Genomic DNA, 18,443 nt, shown 5'->3' on the forward strand with positions numbered 1-18,443 from the left:
CCTGTTCAATAATTGGATAACAGGGTGCGATCGACCTGCATCGATCAAAAACTCCTACCGCCTCCTGATATCTGCGTAAGTCTCGATCGCCTATTTTCTATAACTAAAGAGGTAGGTACAAATCAACATCGCATGGCAAAGGCGGGTGAGTGCCCAAGTTGACCGCTTATATCATAGATCCGCTTACGGGCCCCTAATGGCGCACAGAGTGTCAGAAACCGGGTTTTTAGGGGTTTGGTGCGTAAGTCACGGACTAGATATGTATGGATATTCCGGATTGGGCGATGGAGACTGCGTAAGTTCATAATTCACTGTTGGCGGTAGTCCAGTTGGCTATATTGGCACAGCTACCAGCCTGATATTTAGGCAGCAACCTTTGCAAAATCGTTGCAGGCAGGGGGGAAAGTGTCCTGTGCCAGTACCAGACTCGGAAAGTGGACTGGCGATCGCACCAAAGACATTGGACTCCTGGCAAATTAGTAAGTGTAAAGCAAGTGAGTCACAACCCAATCAAAAAATTCAACCCAAAAATTAAACCCAAAAATTACAGATATTCACAGCAGCAGTAATGCGGAATCAGAGAATCTCTAATGTAGCTAACAACATCTACCCTTGAGGTAAATCCCACCAACTGCTCAACCATGAAATCCGTAATTCAATACCTCGGAATTACTGGATTTATACTCCCCGCAACCGCTTCTCAAATCCCCTCAACATTTCAAAAAATCTTGGCCTTTTATCCTGATAAAACTACGGAAGGCAAGAACAATGAAATATCAAGGCAATCAATCAATCTTAACCTAGGAAATGCAGCCTCTCAAATAGCATAAACAGACAATTACACATCCATATATTTTAACACCACAGGAGTAAATATCATGTTCAACGTAGTAAAAGCTTTCGGCTCGATTTTCTCTACCCAAGGATACAGCACAGCTAACAATATGCTCATCAAAAATTACGTCAACACCAATTTCCACTACTTCAACGAAGAAGCTGTCGTCGATGAATCGATTTACCCGAATCAAACAGGTCGCGTCCGCTTCCAAGGTAGCTGGTGGCCCGCACGTTGCGATCGCCAAATCACCCTCACACCGGGAGACACCGTTTTTGTCATCGGCGTTGACAACATCACTCTGTTAGTTTCCCTCGCTCCCGCAGACTAAATCAGAGCATGAACGACCAGGAAATGCAACCTTTTAAATAGCATCTATAGGCGATTAAACTTCCATATATTTTAACACAAAAGGAGTCAACAAAATGTTTAACGTAATAAAAGCTTTCGGTTCAATTTTTTCTACTCACACCTACAGCACCGAAAACAATATGTTAATCGACAACTACATCAACACCAATTTTAACTATTTCAACGAAGAAGCAGTGGTTGATGAATCGATTTACCCGAATCAAACAGGTCGCGTCCGCTTCCAAGGTAGCTGGTGGCCCGCACGGTGCGATCGCCAAATCACCCTCACACCGGGAGACACCGTTTATGTCATCGGCGTTGACAACATCACTCTGTTAGTTTCCCTAGCTCCTGCAAACTAAACTAGAACTCGCTCTAAACCTGTTCACGGTCAGAACCCCGACTTCTTGAAGAAGTCGGGGTTCTGACTATTATGTTTTTTAGTGGCAATTTGGCGATCGCTTCCACTCAACACCTGACGCAAGAGAGCAATATCTGCCTCAGTTTATTTGCCAGTAGAAATATGGAAGATCGCGCTACCATAAAATGGCATTTTTGAGAGCTTGTTTGTTGAGGCGATCGCGGAGTTGAGATTCGCTACTTTCTCCGCTGACTGCTGCTTTTTCTGATGCCTTAGCGATCGGCGGTAGTGGTTCGAGCAGTTTGGCTTGAGCTTCCTGAATTGAAGGGTAATTTTCAGCCCAGGATGAAATCGCTTCTGAAAGGACATCGATCTCATCGAATAAGGGTTCAATTAGCTGGGCTAGTTCGGTTAATTGTTCGGCCGAGAAGAGCGATCGCTGCTGAGTTAATAGTTCGATAAACGAGTCGATATTTTGTTCGGGGAGTGACATCGATTCCCGTTGGATTTTGTTAATTGTTTGGCGAACAAATTCGAGAGACAAATCTAATAAGTGCGCGATCGTCTCTAAATTCATTCCAAACGCTATCATCCGACGAATGGCTTCTAACTTCGCCTGCCGCTTACCTTGTTCGAGTCCTTCTTCTAAGCCTTCTTGCTTGACTTCCTGATAAAATCGAGTTTGTCTGAGTTCGCTTAAATTAAACATGGCGGCAATTTACTCGCGGCTTTTCTCGGGAAGTTTATAGACGATAATTGTTTCGATCAGGTTAATTAAATCGCGTTGAACGGTTGGATCGGACAACTGTTGTCGGGCCATTGCGATCGACTGCCGTGCTTGTTCTGCTGCTGTCTCTGCTGGCTCGATTACCAGTTTAACAACTTTGACTCCCAGCGATCGATCTGCGGCTTCTGGCAATTCATCGAGGTAAATCCGTTGGACGCGCTGACTGGTTAAGAGCTCCTGAAATTGCAGCATCTGTTCGTGTTCGATGCGGCGATTGGGATAGATGACAACGACGCGCCAAGGATTGAGTGGTTTGTATTGTCGCAGATAGAGAAAGAGTTCGCCAAAGATGCGGTAGTACAAGTCGGCATCGGGTTGAAACTGAACTTCAGCTAAGTAAAATGGTTTTTCAGGTTCTTCGGTTTTGGGGAGAAATAACCCGTCGATGCGGAATGCGAGTTGTTTGATTTCGCGGGAGGTGAATTCATAGGCGGCGGCTTCGTCTGGAGAACGATCGATCAGTTCAAAGAAGAAGCTGGGAAATTCCTGAAACAGGCTGTAGAAAATGGTGTCTGTTTTCATGAGTTGTCGATGCGAATCGATGACTTGTGACGAGGGCTTTCATCATAATCTGCTTTCATACTTGCTAGCTTTCCTAATCCAAGCGAATGCGACGAGAAAAACTGCCCAAACCAAAAATTTTTATGAGATCCTTCTGCAACCAAGAGTAAGCCAAAGCCGTGGCAGGAATGTGGCGAAAAAAATTGTCGTCAAAATTACCGTCGTGAGGCACATTTCTTATCCATATAGCTGAATTCGGGCGTAACAAGCTTAGTTGTTTGGAAGAAAAATCTATCTTACCTCTGTGAGTTTCAACAAGAGGGATATAATGTTCGTTAATAGCAATCTCAATCTTATTTTTTGCATTTTCTGGTAATGGTTCTAGGAACCAATCAAATAGGAACCAATCCAAGTAGGGAGGACTGCCAAAAGGTCCTGGATTGGGAGGAGATGCTGAAATCTCGCCCACAAGACGAGCTGGTAACATTGCTGCTATCGGCAGTCCCGGAATTAGTTGCTTAAACCAGGTATTAACAATTAACTGGTAAGCATCAAGCGCTCCTTTGTAAACCTTTTCTGCACGGATATGCAGTCGCTCTAGAGTGTACCCTTGCCCACGCGATTCACACAGAGTTGGATTGATATTAGGCCAAGGATTCTGCAATGCAGACTCACCCAAACTCTGAAGACGGTTAACCTCTTTTCTGAGTTGATTGAGATAGTATTGTTGTTCCTTTATTCTAAAAGAATTGCCTATATCTGGCAGAATAACGTTGCAATTCAACTTAGCTTGTGCTTCAATTTCGGAGAGAGTTGCCTCAATTTGTACTAGGGGAACTTCATCAAGTTCCCACCACTTGAGTGTGGTCAACCTAGAATTTGATCGATATTTGACAATGGCAAGTGCTGCTCGCCACGCAGCTTCGCGAATGAGTGGTTCGCTATCAACTAACAATGTAGGGGATTCTAGTTGTCGTGAAAGGTTTTTGACGAGTTGATCGAGTGTCCAACGCCAAGCCCAAGCTGACTCATGTCCGGGTCGGGAAGTCATGACCCTCGGCCATTTGTACCGCTCCTGCGAGCCAGACCAATTCAAATCCAGGGGCAAATCAACTACGTTTTGTAAATTCTCACTACCTTCATACCAGGCGACTTCGATTCTCGTGCCATGTGTCCGCACACCAATGGGTTTAACTGTACCATCTTGCCGGATTGGAGCGATGAGTTCAGCCAGCGAACCAACTCCTTCGATCCAAGCTTGCATTGCTGTTTGAATTTGCTGTCCGCACTTGCGGGGTGATGGCAGCGGTACCTGTTCATCTCCCCAACGTGTAGTTCCCTCGCGCACAATTTCGGCAGCAAATGCAGGGTATTTTTTCGCGATCGGCACTAATAGTTTTGACACTAGCTCGTGACCAAAAGTTGCTGTAGCAATCGTCAGAGGATATCGCCAATTCTCTAGTTGCTGAGGATCGCTGACCAAATTTTCTACCTTCGATGGGTCGTCTGCTAAGCTTTGCGCTGCAAACCACTCAGTTAAGATTGGCAAAGGGAAGGAAATTATTCCTCTGGAACGCTCAACAACCAACCTAGAATCTAAAAGTGGCTTGAGTGCATCTTTTGTAGGTGCAACATCAGTAGCGCGAATCCGATCGCCTCCACACTCGACACACAGCATTGCCAATCGTTTCAGCAGTTGGTCGCAATTCCTGGGGTCTGCATTTACTTGTTTTAGTGCGTCTTCAACAAGCCACCATAATAGCTCTCCTTTTGAGCGCGGAGCTTTCTCATCCGCCCTCCGCAGATACCTCGCTACAATTAGGGCAAACAGAGGGCGGCGAATAGCATCTCTGATAGATTCAGTCCAACCCGAACAGATCATCGCAGTCATTTGCAGCTTGGAGACTCGTTCGATCAGGGCATAGGCTTGCTCTTGAGACAGCAAGGGGACGATGATTTTCCCTTGAACATCATCAGTGTATTGGGTTGGTCTGCTGGTGATGATTACAGTCGTATTGCCCCATCCCTCAACGAGACGATGAGCTTCGCTGAGAACTTTACTGGCAAGTATGGTATCTACTTCATCGAGTCCGTCAAGAATCACGATCGCACCTTGAGTTTTGGGATTGCCCAAGCCATCGGCAGCAGCTTCTACAGCTTTTTTCAGGGGTCTTTCCTGCCGCCATTGCCACGATTCCAGGTAGACAGGTATAGCAGTATTTGGACTTTCCTGTGCTTGTTGAATTGCTTGCTGAAATAGACGTTGTGCAATTAATGTCTTGCCAATGCCCAATTCTCCAACCACAAGACTCACTTTTCCAGGGTCAAGTCTCAGGTTGGAGGGAGGCGATCCAATTGAAAGATCATCAGCAAGACTCTCAGCTTCCTCTTTGCTGGAGACAGCAATCCGAAAGCGCTCTATGCACCATGCTCTGGATTCTCGCTTCAGTTCCTCTAAACGAATCAGGCGGTTGCTGGGTTGGGAATTGACTGAAAATGAGGCTAAAGGCTGAGGTTCGCATCGCCCAGCCACATCAGCAACATCTTGCCACTTCAGCTTGAGGGCAGCACAGATTTCTTTGAAAATATTGGCATTTTTTGGAGTTCCGTCAAAAAACTCATCAATCGTTGTCCGTGAGATGCCAGTCGTATTTCTCGCAGATGCTCCTTTCTTCTTTGTACGGGAATTACTGATATGGGTTGCTAAATCTGACTTTGTGACAAATGAATTTGCTAGAGCCTGATTCGCTTTTTTAATTCCTTCAGTCGAGAGTTTGAGCGATCGTCCCACCTGTCCAGCCATAGTCCCTATTTCAGTCTTTTAACTATCATAGCCACCTGAACAGAACCTGGACAGAATATGACAAGCCATTGAACATTACCTGAACCAGCTTCCTCGGTTAAGTTTGGCATCTTGTTGGAAGCTCAGTAACAAAATAAATCTCATGAAAGCTTCCCACAAGAAAAAATGGCTCAAAATTATCGAGTTTACCGTAGTGGGTGTTGCCACCTGGCTCAATCCCCATGCAGGATTTCTGCTCTTTCTGCTCCGGCTGTGCTTTCAAATTCTGGCTGCGTTGCAGAAAGATGAGGTGAGTGAAACAGACAAGGACGAACAACCAACCCGGTGCTTGCGTTCGCGCAACCGATCCTATGGAGAGGGAGACATCACAAGGCGATCGCTTCCTCATACTCCAGTTCAGTCCACCAAGCAGTAAAAGTTAAGTTAGTCTCATGATTCGTGGATGCGATCGCTACTCAAACTATCGAGCGATCGCTCCAGAACCCTTTTGTTACAATCAAAGCAATTCCCATCTTCACATTACCGAAGTATGCAAATTATTCTAGAAGTCCCCGATCGCCTCGGCGAACAACTGCAACAACTGGGCGATCGCCTCCCAGAAGCCCTCGATCGCGCACTCCAGGAACTCACCCCCCCAGAAACCATCCCCTACCAAGACGAGCTCCAAATCGTCGCACTGCTTGCCAGTCAACCCAGCCCAGAAGTCATCCTCGCTATCCGCCCCACGCCTGCATTGCAAACCCGCATGAGCGAATTGCTCGATCGCAATAAATCCGGCACTCTCTCGCGATCGGAAGAAGTCGAACTCGATCGATACTTGCTCCTAGAACATTGGGTACGCTTAGCCAAAGCTCATGCTTACAAACACTTACAGATAGCAGCATGAGTTATGTACCAGCCACTTTGCGTCGGTTAGTGACTCAACGCGCCGGAGAGCAATGCGAGTATTGCCGATTTCCCCAAACGGCTGCACTTTTCGCCTTTGAAATGGAACACATTATTGCCGAAAAACATGATGGCATCACCGTCGTGGAAAACCTAGCGTTATCGTGTCCTTGCTGCAACCGTTTCAAAGGAACTGACCTCGGTTCGATCGATCCTGAAACACAACAGCTAACCCCCTTTTTTAATCCCCGTCTCCAGAAATGGTCAGACCACTTTCGGTTAGATAAAGGAACCATTGTCCCACTGACTCCGCAAGGGCGCGTAACCGCTAAAATTCTCCAATTTAACCTCCCAGAACGCATCCTCGAACGCGAGCAACTCATCACTAGCGGAGAATATCCACCACCCTATCCACAAACAACATGATGGCTCTTTTCCCTCGCAGTAGGGATCGATCAATCTAGAAAATATTGCTATTATCGATCGCAATAACTCGATCGATATAATATACCTGAAAAAAGAACTTAAATATCCACCGATAAATGGTTTATTTCAATAAACCGTGCCTTGAGTATGCTTAAATAAGCTTAGACACTCGCTAAGCATATTTAAACCAGTGAACTTTCAATCAGTCATTGCCACCTTAAACAAATTCTGGAGCGATCGAGGATGCCTGATCGCCCAATCCTACGACACAGAAAAAGGTGCAGGAACCATGAATCCCCACACCTTTCTCAGAGCAATCGGCCCCGAACCTTGGTCTGTCGCCTACATCGAACCCTGTCGCCGCCCCACCGACGGACGCTACGGCGAAAATCCCAACCGCTTCCAACATTACTATCAATATCAAGTTTTAATTAAACCCTCTCCTCCCAACATCCAAGACATCTATTTAGACTCCCTCAGAGCATTAGGAATTAGCCCAGAAGACCACGACATTCGCTTCGTAGAAGACAACTGGGAATCGCCCACCCTCGGAGCTTGGGGCGTCGGCTGGGAAGTCTGGCTCGACGGCATGGAAATCACCCAATTTACCTACTTTCAACAGTGCGGTAGCATTGACTGTCGCCCCGTCTCCATTGAAATTACCTACGGACTAGAACGCCTAGCAATGTATCTCCAAGAAGTCGATGCCATGACGAAAATTCAGTGGAAGGATGGCATCACTTACGGCGACGTTCACCTGCAAGGAGAAATAGAACAGTGTACTTATAACTTTGAAGCTTCCAATCCCGAATTGCTGTTTACTCTATTTGGCTTGTACGAGCAAGAAGCCGAACAATTGACCAAAAAAGGATTGGTTTTGCCTAGTCTTGATTATGTGCTAAAATGTTCTCACACTTTCAATTTACTCGATGCTAGAGGTGTGATTTCGGTAACGGAAAGAACCCGCTACATCACAAAAATTCGCAATTTGGCGCGGCGAGTGGCTCAGCTTTATTTGGAACAGCGCGAAAAGCTGGGTTTTCCTTTAGAAAAAGCTGTAAAAGTTTGAGTTTGAGTTGGATTGTAGGGCGGGCATCTTGCCTGCCTTAAGAACGGGCAAAATGCCCGTTCCACAAAGAGTGAGTTGGATTGGGGAGTGGGCATCTTGCCTGCCTCGAAAACGGGCAATATGCCTGTTCCACGAAAGCCATATTTTTAATTAATTAAATGCCTAATTATTCGGAAAATAATACAGAAACAAATCCTCAACTGCGAATTGATAATGTTAGTTTAAAAACACCGATCGCCTCAAGTCATTTGTTGGAAAATATATCATTTCAGGTACACAAGGGATCTCGCGTGGCAATTGTTGGCCCTTCAGGTGCCGGCAAAACAACGCTGTTGCGACTGCTAAATCGGCTCAGCAGTCCCACCAGCGGCTCGATTTATCTGGAAAATACAGAATATCGCCAAATACCTGCGATCGAACTCCGCAAACAAATCACCCTCATCCTGCAAGAATCTAAGCTTTTGGGAATGTCGGTGCGAGAAGCATTGGCTTATCCTTTGAAGCTGCGGGGCGTGAGTTCATCAAACATTGCTGAGAGAATTAGCGGGGCGATCGAACAACTGCACATACCCCAAGAATGGCTCAATCGCACCGAATTGCAGCTTTCCACAGGCCAAAAACAGCTCGTGGCGATCGCCCGCGGCATCATCCTGCAACCAAAAATCTTGCTTTTAGACGAGCCAACATCCGCCCTAGACGCAGGAAAAGCCGCCCACCTTTTGGAAGTATTGATACAGCTAACAAACGGCCAAACCACCATTGTAATGGTAAACCATCAATTAGAATTAGCCGAGCAATTTAGCACGCGAATTCTGCATTTACAGCGCGGAAAGCTCATCGAAGATTTGCCCTCTCATCAAATAAATTGGGTACAACTGCGGCAAAATTTAATCCAAGCAGAAGCTGAAGCCCAACAAGAATGGTGAAGATAAAAAATTGGAGGCAGAGCCTCTGGTGTAATTATTTTGGATGTTTTAACCGCAGAGGGCGCGGAGAAAGAGAGGAGATAAATAAAGAAAGAAAGTATTTTACAAATTGTTTAGGAAATTAAACCCATTTTTTGATAAAGTGGTCGGACTAAGTTTTTTAAAGCTGGCAACTGTTTGGTAAAAGCTATGGAGCCTAAAACACAAATTATACCTCCAATGATGACTGTATTGGGAGCGCCGATAGAATTTGCCAATCCGCCGGCAATTAAATTCCCAAACGGTGTCACTCCAAAAAAGGCCATCGTGTATATGCTCATCACTCTTCCGCGTTTGTCGTCTTCAACTATTGTTTGCAAAAATGTGTTTCCTCCTGCAAATTGCAAAATGAAACCAAACCCAACGAACAACATCATGATTAATGAGAGCCACAAGACGTGGGACAAACCAAAACCTATCAGTCCAAATCCCATAATTGCGGGTGAAATCGCAATCCATTTGCCGAGGCCAACTATACTTTGGCGCGAAATCAAATAAATCGCGCCCCCAAAGGCTCCGACTCCGGAAGCTGCCATCAAAAAGCCTAGTGTTTGTGGGCCGCCGTTTAGAATTTTGGTGGCAAAAATTGGGACGAGAACGGTGTGCGACATTCCGGCAAAACTTACTAATCCTAATAGCAGTAGAATTGCTCGAATCGGGGGAAACCCGAAGGCATAAACGAATCCTTCTTTTAATCTTTGTAAGGGTTTGGTATTAGTTGCTGCAATTTTACGGGCTTTGATCTGCATCGCTAATAAGCCTGCAATTACAGCAATGTAGCTGAGTCCGTCAATGAGAAAGCAATAACTTGGCCCGACTGTAGCTATTAGCAAACCTGCAATTGCTGGGCCGATTAATCGGGCGCCGTTGAACATCGAAGCGTTGAGGGCGATCGCATTTGCTAAATCTTCTTTCTTTTCTACAAGTTCGGGCACAAAAGCTTGCCGTGCCGGCGCGTCAAAGGCGTTAATTGCGCCTTGGAAGAAACTCAGTACCATGATCTGCCAAATGTTAACGACTCCTGTTAGCGCTAAAAATGCTAGCGCTAAGGATTGAACCATTGCTAATATTTGAGTGGCAATTATGACTCGGTGGCGGTTCCAGCGATCGATTAAAACTCCTGCAAAAGGCAGTAAAATTAATGTGGGGATTTGACTTATAAATCCCACCACGCCGAGCATCCAAGGTGAATCGCTCAAATTGTAGACAAGCCAAACAGTAGCGACTTGCGTCATCCAATTGCCAATCAGTGAGATGCCTTGTCCTGCAAAAAACAGGCGATAATTTCTCGATCGCAGCGCTGGAGGAAGTTTTATTGTTTTGATTTTTGCTAGTAGATTCATGCAAGAGTACGGCTAGAGCAATCCTATTTGATTGGTAAACATTTTTTAGGGGTAGCGCCCCTGGGCTTACCCCTAATTAGCGAAGGGCAACCATCGGGGGACTGCCCCTAGACTCATTATTATGAATCATTGAGAATTGCGATATGAGCCGGAGGTTCTATTTTACAACTCCCGAAAACCCGGATTTGAGTATTGTTAAATTTTTGGCCGCAGCAAAACGATCGCAACAGTTAAATTTTTCTGTCGCGATCGCTTGACTAACGAGAAATTCCTTCCCCGAACCCTTCCCTCAATTAATGCTCAACAGCCAAGTGCCGAGGTAACGCAGCAAGGGAACATCCCCAGGGGTGCGGATGCGGACGTTGAAATGGTACATTCCGCCCGGAGATGGGTTTCTGACGTTGGAGAGTACAACCTCAACATTGTTGCCGGCGGCAATTGGTTCTGTGGGATAAATTTCTATGAAACGATTTTCTTTGTCCCAGATTACTTCTTGCAATTGGATTGTTTTGTCTTTGACGCGCACTTTAATGTCTTTTTGGTCGAATTCGCCTTTGTAGTAGTCGGGATAGGATATGTTCAGTTGGGCGATCGCCAAACTTACTTTTTTGGAAGGAATTCGCAGCCGATATCTATCGCCGCTCATCCCGGCTGTACCGTAATCCAAGCGATAGTTTAATTGGTTGGCGCGATCGGGGCCGCCGAAAATCGTCAATCCTGGCATGGACTGGGCTAAACTGATGGCGGGCAACCCAGTCACCAAGCAACCTGTAACCGCTAGTGCTGAAAATAATCGTCGCATAACAACTCCTCTAATTAAACTCTTGGTGAACCTTAAATATTGCTCGCCGAAATTTGCGATCGTGCCTACAATATATCGAATGTCTCAGCAATTTGATGAGGGCGAGCGACCGCCGGCTGAGGTCACTTTTTTTTTGCGTAATTTGTGCGTAATACTGATAACAGACATTCAAACTACAAAATTAGGCGACATAAAATTATATCATAATCGGCGGCAAACTTAACAATTTAGTGAATTTGAATGTATAAGATAAGTTAAAGATACGGGTCGAATTTGGGCGATCGGCTTTAGTATCAACGAGGGAAGTTTAGGGCAACGGCTGCTTCAATGTAAAGCAAGGCATGGGGCGATTAAAAATCGCACTTCAAGAAACCTGCGGAGGCAGGTTTTGTCTGTGCAGGCGCGGTTTCAACCGTCCTAGGAAGGCTTAAATAAGGAGAGTGTATGAAATTAGCGATCGCAAAAGAAATAGCAGCAGGGGAACGCCGGGTGGCTTTAGTACCCGACGCTGTAGCCAAATTGGTAAAACAAGGCGTCGAAGTTTGGGTTGAGGCAGGTGCCGGCGCAAAATCCTTTTTCTCGGATCTTGCTTACGAAGAAGCGGGAGCTCAGGTTGTCGCCGATACCGCTAGGCTGTGGGGCGAAGCCGATGTCGTCGTCAAAATCGGGGCGCTGCAAGAATCAGAAGTTCATCAACTCCGGGAAGGAGGCGTTTTCATCGGATTTTTGAATCCTCTGGGAAATCCAGCTTTAGTGCAGCGTTTAGCCGATCGCAAAGTAACGGCATTCAGCATGGAAATGATCCCGCGCACCAGCCGCGCTCAAAGCATGGATGCGCTGTCATCTCAGGGTAACGTTGCCGGTTACAAAGCGGTACTGATCGCAGCCGCAGCATTGCCAAAGTATTTTCCGATGCTGACAACGGCGGCGGGTACAATTCGCCCCGCGAAAGTATTGGTAATGGGTGTGGGCGTTGCTGGCTTACAGGCGATCGCCACGGCGCGCCGTTTGGGTGCGGTAGTCGAAGCCTTCGACATCCGCCCGGAAACAAAAGAACAAGTGCAAAGTTTGGGCGCTAAATTCCTCGATGTCGAACTCAAGGAAGAAACCGTCGCCGCCGGAGGCTATGCTAAAGAACTATCAGAAGCGGCTAAAGAATACACCCGCCAAGTGCTCACCCAACACGTCAGCGCTTCCGATGCAGTTATTACAACCGCTCAGGTTCCCGGCAGAAAAGCACCTATTTTAGTTACTAGAGAAATGGTTTCTCAAATGAAGCCCGGATCGGTAATTGTTGACCTCGCGGGCGAACAAGGCGGCAATTGCGAATGCACGGAAGCGGGGAAAGATGTTGAATGGAACGGCGTTAATGTCATCGGCCCGATTAATGTGCCCTCCTCGATGCCTGTCCACGCTAGCGAAACTTACTCGAAGAATATCTCCTCTTTACTTCAGTTGATGGTGAAAGATAAGGAACTCAATTTGAATTTTGAAGACGATATCATAGCTGGTGCTTGCGTTGCCCGCGACGGTGAGATTAGCAACCAGCGAGTTCGCGATGCTTTGACTGCTGAGGCTTCAGCAGTCAATAGTTAGGAAGGAGTCATTAGTCATTAGTCATTAGTCATTAGTCATTAGTTGTTGTTAATCCAATAACTAACAAGAACTAATGACTAAGAAACAATTGCCCGGTTCCTGCTGACTAATAACTACAGGATTGACGCATTAAGACCTACAAACCAGTTTTTTTACAAAAATACTTCGCGGTTGCCCGCAAATAAGGTAAGTAAAAAACCTGGTTTCTCAACACAGCGTGCGTAAGTTTTGAACTAACAACTAACAACTAATGACTAATGACTAATGACTAATGACTAATGACTAATTACCAATTACCAATTACCAATTGTTATGGCAGAAGGATTGATTGCAGGTTTAGTGGTGTTTACTCTAGCGTCGTTTGTGGGATTTGAAGTAATTAATAAAGTCCCGCCGACGCTGCACACACCTTTGATGTCGGGTTCCAATGCGATTTCGGGAATTGCCGTTTTAGGTGCAATTCTGATTTCTGGCCAAGGCAATGTGACTGTTACTTCGATTTTGGGGACGATCGCCATCGCCCTGGCAACAATTAACGTTGTCGGCGGTTTCTTAGTAACCGATCGAATGCTGCAAATGTTCAAGAAAAAAGAGGTTAAAGCGTGAGCGATTTTCTGCCCAGTGGCATTCAACTAGGTTATTTAGTTGCCGCATCTTTGTTTATTATCGGTTTGAAACAGTTGGGTTCCCCTGCAACCGCCCGTCAAGGGAATGTGTTAGCTGCGATCGGGATGTTAATTGCGATCGTCGGTACGTTACTGGAAAAGCAAGTAGTCAGCTACGAATTGATTGCTGTCGGAATCATCATCGGTTCCATTTTGGGAACAATTATGGCGAAAACCGTGGCGATGACGGATATGCCGCAGATGGTGGGTTTGCTTAACGGTTTCGGGGGTGCGGCTTCTGCACTCGTTGCTGTGGGCGAATTCTGGCGCTATCTCAGCATCCCGGAATCGCCGGCGCCTGATGCGACAATCACGATCCTTTTGGGTGTGTTGATTGGCGGAATTACTTTCACTGGTAGCCTTGTGGCGTTTGCGAAACTGCAAGAATTGCTACCGGGTGCGCCAATGACGTTTCCGCTGCAACAGCCGTTTAATGCCATGCTGGCGATCGCACTTTTAGCCGGCAGTGGTTATATGCTGACGAAGCCGGAGGATGTGCCGGTATTCCTGGGTTTGGTGGCGATTTCCAATATTCTGGGAATCATGTTTGTGCTACCGATTGGCGGTGGCGATATGCCTGTGGTGGTGTCGCTGCTTAACTCTTATTCGGGGATTGCGGCGAGTGTGGCTGGGTTCATTTTGATGAACAATATGCTGATTATCGCTGGTGCATTGGTGGGCGCGTCGGGGATTATTTTGACGCAAATCATGTGCAAGGCGATGAATCGATCCTTGGGTAGTGTGCTGTTTAGCGCTTTTGGTAGCGGTGGCGGTAGTGCTGGGGCTGCTGTTGGGGCTGCTGGTGCTACTGACAAAACTGTTCGCAGCATCAATCTCGAAGAAAGTGCGATGATGTTGGGTTATGCGCGATCGGTTGTAATTATTCCCGGTTACGGAATGGCTGTAGCGCAAGCGCAGCACGCTGTGCGCGAGTTAGCCGACGGTTTGGAAAAAATGGGTGTTGACGTGAAATACGCGATTCACCCGGTGGCTGGGCGGATGCCTGGGCACATGAATGTGCTGCTGGCGGAAGCAAACGTGCCTTATCCGCAGTTGTACGATATGGACGACATCAATCCGCAGTTTGAAGAAACGGATGTGGCGTTGGTAATCGGGGCGAATGATGTGGTGAATCCGGCGGCGCGTCACGATACGGCGAGCCCGATTTACGGGATGCCGATTTTGGAGGTTGATAAGGCTAAGCATACGATCGTGATTAAGCGCGGGATGAGTGCTGGTTTTTCCGGTGTAGACAATGAGTTGTTCTACAAAGATAAGACGATGATGTTGTTTGGTAGCGCTAAGGATGTGGTTGCCAAATTGGTTTCTGAAGTGAAGCAGTTGTAGAATTTTTTAACCGCAGATTAACGCGGATTAACGCGGATGATTAAACCCGGTTTCTCCAAGAAACCGGGTTTTTGTTTTGGGTTTGTTTTGATATCAATATTCTTCAGTCTCTTAGAGAGGGAGTTCGTTGTCGTTGATTTGGTAAATCCGTGGGCTGATGCCGATGCTTACCCAGACGAAATTGAAGCAACTATTAAAGAAAATGAGGCTGCTTAAAACATGGCACGAATTTGCCATAACAAGACTTACGCACTCCGACAAAGAAACCGGGTTTTTACCGAATCAGTCCGCAGCAACAAAGTATTTTCGTAAAAAACCTGGTTTCTGGGCCGCCATGCGTAAGTCCTTATAATTAAATCCCCCATTGCTCCCAAGATTAGGTAAAATTATTGGCGTGTCTGAGGATAAACTATATGCGCTGGGTTCGATATATTGCGATCGCGATCGTCAACGGTTTCGGTGTCGTCATCGGTATTATTTGGGTTGCAGTCCCCACAACAGTGGCTCAACCTTCCCTAAACTACCAACTCGCACTCTCTGGGCGACAGCCAGACGGCGAAACTCCGCAATCGCTTTCGGAACTCTACAAATTGCGCGATCGGCTCAAAGTACAATTAGATAACCTTGCCAAAAGTTCCGACAGCGCCCCGTTTCCTGCTGAACTTTGGAAATCAGCAACCCACCGCCAGCAATCTCAAACTCTGACGCAGCAACTCCAAAACGTTCAAAGTCAGATTCAAATAGAAGAAAGAGCCAAATATAATTGGGACGATGCTGCTAAATTAGCCGCCCAAGCAGCCTTAATTGGACGCACTTCTAATCCTTCTTCTGCTACTTGGGAACAGTCCCAGCGGCTGTGGGAGTTGGCTATCAATACCCTGCGACTCATTCCTCACGATTCTTTTTTGGCCGATCGGGCGATCGATAAAACCATCGAATATCAAGGAAACCTCAGTGTCGCTACCTATGAAATGCAAGTTGCACGTTCTGTTGAGAAAATTAGAGCCGAGGAAGAAGAGATAAGAGAGCGAGCCCGCAAAGAGCAAGAGAAAAAAGAATTTGCTCGTCGAGAAATAGAGAGAAAAGAGCAAGAGAAAAAAGACCGGGCTAGAAAAGAACTTGAAAGGCAAGAGTTTGAAAAGCAAGAATTAGCCCGAAAAGAAATTGAAAGGCAAGAACTAGCGAGAAAAGAACTTGAAAGGCAAGAATTTGAAAAGCAAGAATTAGCCCGAAAAGAAGTTGAAAGGCAAGAAGTTGAAAGGCAAGAGTTAGCCAGGCAAGAACTTGAAAGGCAAGAATTAGCTCGTAAAGAAGTTGAAAGACAAGAACTTGAAAGGCAAGAATTAGCCCGACAAGAACTTGAAAGACAAGAATTAGCCAGACAAGAATTAGCCAGACAAGAACTTGACAGGCAAGAATTAGCAAGACAAGAATTAGCCCGACAAGAACTTGAAAGACAAGAGTTAGAGAGAAATCAGCAAGCAACTTCTCAACCAACTCCTGAATCAACTGCAACACCAACTCCCGCCCCAGCTACGCCTGCTGCGTCCCCGTCGAACTTTTTGTTTGTGGGGGATACTAACAGAGATGGCCAAATTAACCAGCAAGACGAAGCGGGAAAAGAACAATGGTCTTTGTCCAGTGGTGCGCTAATTTCATTTAACGATCGCAATAACGATCGCGGCAAGATACCGACTTGGAAACAAACCAAAGTTAGCGCTCCCCGCCGTGCAGCAATGCTTTCTCAAGTTAACTTAACACTGTCTGAAAGCTTTAAAACCTCTCAACTATTTATCACTGCTGATAGCATTGCTAGCCCTCACATCAGCGTTTTTCAGAAGACGGGCGACGGCTGGCAACCTGTAGATATATCCGGTGCTAAACCTCTAGTTTTCAGCACGAATATTGTTTTAGGTGTGGAAGCCAAACAATTTGCCGATCGCAATTGGAACGGCACTGTTAATCTCAAAGCAACTGCCCAAAACAACGGTCAAGAAATCGCCTCCACAACAATCCAAATGGGCGTTAGTCCTTGGATGATAGCGCCCAATACAGCACCAGTAACCGAAGTTCAGGTCAGCGACAGAGGCGCGGTAAACAGCGAATTTATCTCCCAACTCAAACAAGCAGTAGAACCCACGGGCGCTAGAGTAAAAATTATCCAGGGCGATCGCACTTGGATGCAAGACACCCAGAAAAACGGATACGTTCAATTGCCAGACAAATCGGATCTACGCCTGTTTAATGTAGCCATAAAAAGCAATAGCGAACCCGAGAAAAACCCGCCTGTTAAATCAACTCAAGACCGGGATTTGAAAGTATTTAAAATTGGCAATCCTCGTTCTTTAGACCCTGTAAGTCAGTGGTCTGACGGATACGGCAATTTGCAGGTGACACCGCCGATTCCCGGACACCCAATGGGTCGAGTTTATTACGGGAATTCGGGAAATGCTAGTTTTAATCCAGAGGTACTTGATTTTATTCAAGCTCAGAGAATTCAAGGGCCGCCAGTGGATATTGATACTTCTTGGCTTTTGACTCGCCAAGTCGATGAAATTATCAATTTTATTCCCACTCAAACTCCCGGACAATATGTAATGGCGATCGCCAGTCCCGAAGCCGGAGTTAAGCTATTGGAAGAATTGGAGGGAAAAGGTTACGGCGATGTTACGATCAATCGTGGTTTAAGCACTCAAACAACTGTCAGCGCCGCCTTGAAAAACCGTGCTTTAATTCAACACAATCTCTATTTGCAAAATCAGAAACTTAATCCGATTATAGAGAAGTTGAAAAGAGAGTTTTTACTCGGAGACGACCAAATTATTCAAGTTCCGGCGATGTTTGGCTACAGCGGTTATGCTTGGTGGCCAAATATGGTCAATTCGGTGCCAGTTAACGGCAAGTTGTTAGTTTCAAATCCGCGCGGGCCAATGATTGAGGGTGTAGATTACACTCAGGAAAGATTGCGCCAACTGCTGCTTCCTGCTGGCGTCAGCGTTAGTTTTCTGGATGACAGGTATTATCAAGAATTGAAAGGAAACGTGCAGTCGGCGACGAATACTGTGAGGAAGCCAGAAGACCGGCCTTTTTGGCAGTCTTTGCCCAATAATTATTAATGGGTAATGGGTAATTGGTAATGGGTAATTGGGAATTGGTAACTCGTAGGGGCGGGTTTGACCAACCATCTATGTTTAAAACTCAGTATATAATAAACCCGCCCCCCATGCTAGGAGTTTAAGAGATGCCTCTCGTCGGAGCAGAGGGGGACTAAGCAATAGATGTGAATTGGCAATTAATTCGCTTTTTTATTGTTAGCAGTAAAAAGCTCCATCGCTATAATATAGATACGACATTCCCCGCAGTCAAACCCTTGATTAACTATGACACTAAAAGAATTAGAACCGCAACTGCTTTCCCTGACTCCGCCCGAGAAAGCTCAAGCAATACAGATATTAGCTCAAAGTTTAGCTAACACCTGGCAGGGAATTGAAAAAACTCCCGGTGTAGTCGGCGGTAATGCCAGGATTGCAGGGACTAGAATTTCTGTTTGGGGATTGGTAGAGTCTCGTCGATTAGGTGCAACTGATGCTCAACTTTTAGAAGATTATCCGCATCTTAGTGCTAGCGACTTGAAAAATGCCTGGGCTTATGCTGAAGCATTTCCTGACGAGATTGAAGCAGTAATTAATTTGAACAATATAGACTAA

At 46.1% G+C, this 18,443-nt stretch carries 18 protein-coding genes; 13 read left to right on the forward strand and 5 right to left on the reverse strand.

Annotation, left to right across the window (positions count from 1 at the left end):
- Positions 1–878 precede the first annotated feature (878 nt).
- Together QUA74_RS02645 and QUA74_RS02650 are read left to right on the forward strand one after the other, a co-directional pair.
- On the forward strand, positions 879–1,166 hold the full coding sequence (locus tag QUA74_RS02645; protein WP_333324679.1) for an NfeD family protein: 288 nt from the start codon (positions 879–881) through the stop codon (positions 1,164–1,166).
- A gap of 94 nt (positions 1,167–1,260) precedes the next feature.
- Entirely contained in the window at positions 1,261–1,548 is a 288-nt protein-coding gene (locus QUA74_RS02650) for an NfeD family protein (RefSeq protein ID WP_333324681.1), read from the forward strand.
- 174 nt (positions 1,549–1,722) lie between these two features.
- Here the strand turns inward: QUA74_RS02650 and QUA74_RS02655 are convergent, their stop codons facing one another.
- The 3 genes from QUA74_RS02655 to QUA74_RS02665 all read right to left on the reverse strand — a co-directional run bounded on the left by QUA74_RS02655 (position 1,723) and on the right by QUA74_RS02665 (position 5,638).
- Entirely contained in the window at positions 1,723–2,256 is a 534-nt protein-coding gene (locus QUA74_RS02655) for a hypothetical protein (RefSeq protein ID WP_333324683.1), read from the reverse strand.
- Positions 2,257–2,265: 9 nt separating this feature from the next.
- A complete protein-coding gene (locus QUA74_RS02660) occupies positions 2,266–2,856 on the reverse strand; it encodes an Rpn family recombination-promoting nuclease/putative transposase (protein ID WP_333324685.1) in 591 nt (196 codons plus the stop codon).
- Positions 2,857–2,929: 73 nt separating this feature from the next.
- On the reverse strand, positions 2,930–5,638 hold the full coding sequence (locus QUA74_RS02665) for a hypothetical protein (protein ID WP_333324687.1): 2,709 nt from the start codon (positions 5,636–5,638) through the stop codon (positions 2,930–2,932).
- 142 nt (positions 5,639–5,780) lie between these two features.
- Between QUA74_RS02665 and QUA74_RS02670 the strand changes: the two genes are divergently transcribed.
- The 5 genes from QUA74_RS02670 (at position 5,781) to QUA74_RS02690 (ending at position 8,944) form a co-directional block, all read left to right on the forward strand.
- On the forward strand, positions 5,781–6,053 hold the full coding sequence (locus QUA74_RS02670) for a hypothetical protein (protein WP_333324689.1): 273 nt from the start codon (positions 5,781–5,783) through the stop codon (positions 6,051–6,053).
- A 114-nt stretch (positions 6,054–6,167) separates the two neighbouring features.
- Positions 6,168–6,524 (forward strand): hypothetical protein, encoded by a 357-nt coding sequence (locus QUA74_RS02675; protein ID WP_333324691.1) that lies wholly within the window; start codon positions 6,168–6,170, stop codon positions 6,522–6,524.
- Positions 6,521–6,949: an HNH endonuclease signature motif containing protein gene (locus QUA74_RS02680; RefSeq protein ID WP_333324693.1), complete on the forward strand. Its 429-nt coding sequence runs from the start codon at positions 6,521–6,523 to the stop codon at positions 6,947–6,949. Before QUA74_RS02675 ends, QUA74_RS02680 begins: the two co-directional genes overlap by 4 nt.
- Before the next feature lie 190 nt (positions 6,950–7,139).
- Positions 7,140–8,018, forward strand: a complete 879-nt coding sequence (gene glyQ / locus QUA74_RS02685; RefSeq protein ID WP_190660228.1) for a glycine--tRNA ligase subunit alpha — start codon at positions 7,140–7,142, stop codon at positions 8,016–8,018.
- A 158-nt stretch (positions 8,019–8,176) separates the two neighbouring features.
- Positions 8,177–8,944 carry an ATP-binding cassette domain-containing protein gene (locus QUA74_RS02690; protein ID WP_333324695.1) on the forward strand — a complete coding sequence of 256 codons (768 nt, stop codon included), beginning with the start codon at positions 8,177–8,179 and terminating at the stop codon, positions 8,942–8,944.
- A 113-nt stretch (positions 8,945–9,057) separates the two neighbouring features.
- Here QUA74_RS02690 and QUA74_RS02695 read toward each other — a convergent pair whose 3' ends face one another.
- Together QUA74_RS02695 and QUA74_RS02700 are read right to left on the reverse strand one after the other, a co-directional pair.
- Positions 9,058–10,326, reverse strand: a complete 1,269-nt coding sequence (locus QUA74_RS02695; protein ID WP_333324697.1) for an MFS transporter — start codon at positions 10,324–10,326, stop codon at positions 9,058–9,060.
- A gap of 289 nt (positions 10,327–10,615) precedes the next feature.
- A complete protein-coding gene (locus QUA74_RS02700; RefSeq protein WP_333324698.1) occupies positions 10,616–11,128 on the reverse strand; it encodes a DUF2808 domain-containing protein in 513 nt (170 codons plus the stop codon).
- A gap of 444 nt (positions 11,129–11,572) precedes the next feature.
- On the opposite strand from QUA74_RS02700, the gene QUA74_RS02705 reads away from it, so the two are divergent.
- The 6 genes from QUA74_RS02705 to QUA74_RS02730 all read left to right on the forward strand — a co-directional run bounded on the left by QUA74_RS02705 (position 11,573) and on the right by QUA74_RS02730 (position 18,443).
- Entirely contained in the window at positions 11,573–12,724 is a 1,152-nt protein-coding gene (locus tag QUA74_RS02705) for a Re/Si-specific NAD(P)(+) transhydrogenase subunit alpha (RefSeq protein ID WP_333324700.1), read from the forward strand.
- 312 nt (positions 12,725–13,036) lie between these two features.
- A complete protein-coding gene (locus QUA74_RS02710; protein ID WP_006633295.1) occupies positions 13,037–13,330 on the forward strand; it encodes an NAD(P) transhydrogenase subunit alpha in 294 nt (97 codons plus the stop codon).
- Positions 13,327–14,736 (forward strand): NAD(P)(+) transhydrogenase (Re/Si-specific) subunit beta, encoded by a 1,410-nt coding sequence (locus tag QUA74_RS02715; RefSeq protein WP_333324702.1) that lies wholly within the window; start codon positions 13,327–13,329, stop codon positions 14,734–14,736. The genes QUA74_RS02710 and QUA74_RS02715 overlap by 4 nt, the downstream gene beginning before the upstream one ends.
- A 36-nt stretch (positions 14,737–14,772) precedes the next feature.
- On the forward strand, positions 14,773–14,952 hold the full coding sequence (locus tag QUA74_RS02720; protein ID WP_333324704.1) for a hypothetical protein: 180 nt from the start codon (positions 14,773–14,775) through the stop codon (positions 14,950–14,952).
- Positions 14,953–15,149: 197 nt separating this feature from the next.
- Positions 15,150–17,852, forward strand: coding sequence for a protein-arginine deiminase family protein (locus QUA74_RS02725; RefSeq protein WP_333324705.1), 2,703 nt, complete (start codon positions 15,150–15,152; stop codon positions 17,850–17,852).
- Positions 17,853–18,116: 264 nt separating this feature from the next.
- Positions 18,117–18,443 (forward strand): DUF433 domain-containing protein, encoded by a 327-nt coding sequence (locus tag QUA74_RS02730; protein WP_333324707.1) that lies wholly within the window; start codon positions 18,117–18,119, stop codon positions 18,441–18,443.

It is taken from the genome of Microcoleus sp. LAD1_D3 (genome assembly GCF_036702135.1).
GTDB lineage: Bacteria > Cyanobacteriota > Cyanobacteriia > Cyanobacteriales > Microcoleaceae > Microcoleus.

Bases quoted from the DNA above. Each gene is read 5' to 3' on its own strand.
- QUA74_RS02700 (WP_333324698.1), bottom strand. From the start codon at position 11,128: ATGCGACGATTATTTTCAGCACTAGCGGTTACAGGTTGCTTGGTGACT.
- QUA74_RS02675 (WP_333324691.1), top strand. From the start codon at position 6,168: ATGCAAATTATTCTAGAAGTCCCCGATCGCCTCGGCGAACAACTGCAA.
- QUA74_RS02730 (WP_333324707.1), top strand. From the start codon at position 18,117: ATGACACTAAAAGAATTAGAACCGCAACTGCTTTCCCTGACTCCGCCC.
- QUA74_RS02695 (WP_333324697.1), bottom strand. From the start codon at position 10,326: ATGAATCTACTAGCAAAAATCAAAACAATAAAACTTCCTCCAGCGCTG.
- QUA74_RS02720 (WP_333324704.1), top strand. From the start codon at position 14,773: ATGATTAAACCCGGTTTCTCCAAGAAACCGGGTTTTTGTTTTGGGTTT.
- QUA74_RS02645 (WP_333324679.1), top strand. From the start codon at position 879: ATGTTCAACGTAGTAAAAGCTTTCGGCTCGATTTTCTCTACCCAAGGA.
- QUA74_RS02725 (WP_333324705.1), top strand. From the start codon at position 15,150: ATGCGCTGGGTTCGATATATTGCGATCGCGATCGTCAACGGTTTCGGT.
- QUA74_RS02710 (WP_006633295.1), top strand. From the start codon at position 13,037: ATGGCAGAAGGATTGATTGCAGGTTTAGTGGTGTTTACTCTAGCGTCG.
- QUA74_RS02680 (WP_333324693.1), top strand. From the start codon at position 6,521: ATGAGTTATGTACCAGCCACTTTGCGTCGGTTAGTGACTCAACGCGCC.
- QUA74_RS02665 (WP_333324687.1), bottom strand. From the start codon at position 5,638: ATGGCTGGACAGGTGGGACGATCGCTCAAACTCTCGACTGAAGGAATT.
- QUA74_RS02660 (WP_333324685.1), bottom strand. From the start codon at position 2,856: ATGAAAACAGACACCATTTTCTACAGCCTGTTTCAGGAATTTCCCAGC.
- QUA74_RS02650 (WP_333324681.1), top strand. From the start codon at position 1,261: ATGTTTAACGTAATAAAAGCTTTCGGTTCAATTTTTTCTACTCACACC.
- QUA74_RS02655 (WP_333324683.1), bottom strand. From the start codon at position 2,256: ATGTTTAATTTAAGCGAACTCAGACAAACTCGATTTTATCAGGAAGTC.
- QUA74_RS02705 (WP_333324700.1), top strand. From the start codon at position 11,573: ATGAAATTAGCGATCGCAAAAGAAATAGCAGCAGGGGAACGCCGGGTG.
- QUA74_RS02690 (WP_333324695.1), top strand. From the start codon at position 8,177: ATGCCTAATTATTCGGAAAATAATACAGAAACAAATCCTCAACTGCGA.
- QUA74_RS02670 (WP_333324689.1), top strand. From the start codon at position 5,781: ATGAAAGCTTCCCACAAGAAAAAATGGCTCAAAATTATCGAGTTTACC.